Origin of the sequence: Fodinibius sp. (assembly GCF_041642155.1) — a bacterium.
Taxonomy (GTDB): domain Bacteria; phylum Bacteroidota; class Rhodothermia; order Balneolales; family Balneolaceae; genus Fodinibius.
In genome coordinates this window covers 1-2,752 of the sequence record NZ_JBEPWZ010000356.1, presented here as the reverse complement: position 1 = coordinate 2,752, position 2,752 = coordinate 1, and the positions used below count along the sequence as shown (strand labels likewise).

The window sequence follows — 2,752 nt, the reverse complement described above, 5'->3', positions numbered from 1 at the left end:
TCCCCCGGAACAAAAACTTAAAAACCACAAGCCAGATTTCACCGTCCTCGCCGCACCGAACTTCAAGGCCGACCCTACGGTGGATGGTACGGAAAGTGAAACGTTTATCCTCATCAATTTTGAGGATAGGATTATTCTAATAGGCGGAACCCTCTACTCCGGGGAAGTCAAAAAAGGAATCTTCTCAGTTATGAATTACCTGCTACCGAAACAAGGCGTAATGGCCATGCATTGTTCGGCCAATATGGATAAGGAGGGGAAAACAGCCCTGTTTTTTGGATTATCCGGAACGGGAAAGACGACCCTCTCATCCGATGAAAATCGGATGCTTATTGGTGATGACGAGCACGGGTGGAGCGAAAATGGGGTCTTTAATATCGAAGGCGGATGCTATGCAAAGACGATAAATCTCTCCGGTGATAGTGAACCCCTGATCTATGCCACAACAAGAATGCCCGGAACTATTCTCGAAAACGTGGTACTGGATGATAACAGGCAACCCGATTTCGATGACGTCACCCATACGCAAAATACGCGTTGTGCCTATCCCATTCACTACATCCCTAACGCACGAAAAGACGGAACCGGCCGGCATCCAAACCACCTGATCTTTTTAACCTGTGATGCTTTCGGGGTGCTTCCGCCTATTTCCAGGCTGTCCCCCGAGCAGGCGATGTATCATTTTATGAGTGGATATACGGCAAAAGTAGGCGGGACCGAACGCGGAATTACTGAACCCCGGGCTACCTTCTCTGCCTGCTTTGGTGCGCCATTTATGCCCCTCCACCCTGTCCGGTATGCAACGCTGCTGGCTGATAAAATTCGTAAGCATAAGGCTACGGTCTGGCTCTTAAATACAGGATGGACCGGGGGGCCTCATGGCACCGGTCACCGGATAAGGTTAGCCCATACCCGGCAAATGCTTTCGGAAGCCATTGAGGGAAATATTGAAGATCGGTCTTTTGACAGGGACCCCGTATTTGGCCTGGCCATTCCCAGGGAAGTACAGGGCGTTCCCAATGATATGTTAAAACCCCGCAATACATGGGACGACCCAGAGGCATATGAGGAAAAAGCAGAGAAGCTTGCGCGAATGTTTATTGAAAACTTCAAGCAATTTGAGGGGAAAGTAAGGGGGGAACTGGTGAAAGCGGGACCAACGAATTATTAGTTGATTGCATACTATGAGGCTATGCTTTATGTCCCCGGCAGACTCGCTCCCTTTTAAACAGTTAGTGGTTCCTGCCTCGGGGTAGGTTATTTTGAGTGAGCCTGCTCGTACGATTGAATACGCGTTATCGGAGATGTTTAATTTCCAAGCTAATTTTCCATCACGGCATTCAGTTTGTCCAGATTATCCTGTACGCGGAGGGCTTCGATGATCTCATCCACCTCTCCCTTCATAATATCCTCGAGGTTATAGAGTGTGAGATTTATCCGATGGTCGGTCACCCTGCTTTGCGGGAAATTATAGGTTCGAATTTTGGCGCTGCGATCCCCGGTTGATATCTGGCTCTGGCGCTCCTTATCGCGTTCTCTGCGGAGCTTTTCCTCCTCTTTTTCATACAGCTTGGAGCGCAGCATCTTCATCGCCTTCTCCTTATTCTGATGCTGCGAGCGTTCCTGCTGGCATTCCACTACGACTCCCGAAGGCTCATGGGTAATACGGATAGCCGAATCGGTCTTGTTTACATGTTGTCCCCCGGCCCCGCTGGCCCGGAACGTATCGATCCGGAGGTCAGCTGTATTAATCTCAATGTCAACTTCTTCGGCTTCAGGCAAGACGGCCACCGTGGCGGCGGAAGTGTGGACCCGTCCCTGCGTTTCGGTTTCCGGCACCCGCTGCACGCGGTGTACCCCGCTTTCGTATTTCATCTTGCCGTATACTTCCTCCCCTTCCAACCCAAAAGTGAGTTCTTTATAACCGCCTATGACAGACTCACTAATACTCAAGAGGTTTAGTTTCCAATCCATATTATCCGCATAGCGACGGTACATGTCAAACAGGTCTCCCACAAAGATAGCCGCTTCATCGCCCCCGGTGCCGGCCCGGAGTTCCACAATCACATTCTTGGAATCGTCCGGATCCTTGGGAATAAGCTTAAACTTAATATTTTCTTCCAGCTGTTCGAGCCGGGGTTCCAGCTCACTGATTTCCTCTTTGGCCATTTCCGTTATTTCCGCGTCACCGCCTTCTTCTATGAGCTCATTATTCCCTTCGATCTGATGGCCGATATCCTTCCATTCCTCATAGAGTTCAACCAGCTGTTTCAGCTCGCTGTGCTCTTTTGTCAATTCGGTATACCGCTCGGGATCATCATAGACCGCAGGATCGCTCATGGCCGCTGTCACTTCTTCAAATCGTTCCCGAACCTGCTCCAACTTTGCCTCAATATCCATGCTTAACTGTCATTTTGAATTATTAACTTCCGAACCTTCGGTGGCTTAAAATACGATTCTTTCGACAAAATGAAGAATTTGGAACCGGAATTAAATCAAGACTTTTAGCCCGGATTTCTCCCTTCCGAACAATCGGGAGGTTATACTGTGTGAGGATGTTGAATACGCGAAAATGCAGAGATTGGCCAAATGAACGGTTTTGCAAAGGCTTCATATAGTTCTTTTATGCCAACGCTTAATTCCCATCCGAAAAATGCTTATGTTTTGCCTCAAAATTTAAACTTAACCATGATGATTCAATGAGCAGGAATCCTTTATCGGCCAATTTCAGGCTTGGTTTTCTGGGAGCGGG

The 2,752-nt window shown here is 48.6% G+C and carries 2 protein-coding genes; one reads left to right on the top strand and one right to left on the bottom strand.

The genetic code is table 11. The features are described from left to right. Positions 1-1,171 (top strand): phosphoenolpyruvate carboxykinase (ATP) (locus ACESLU_RS13845; protein ID WP_372639218.1); only part of this gene is annotated, 1,171 nt, incomplete at its 5' end. Between the two features lie 149 nt (positions 1,172-1,320). Here the strand turns inward: ACESLU_RS13845 and prfA are convergent. Further along, positions 1,321-2,394, bottom strand: a complete 1,074-nt coding sequence (prfA, locus tag ACESLU_RS13840) for a peptide chain release factor 1 (RefSeq protein WP_372639219.1) — start codon at positions 2,392-2,394, stop codon at positions 1,321-1,323. Between the last annotated feature and the right edge of the window lie 358 nt (positions 2,395-2,752).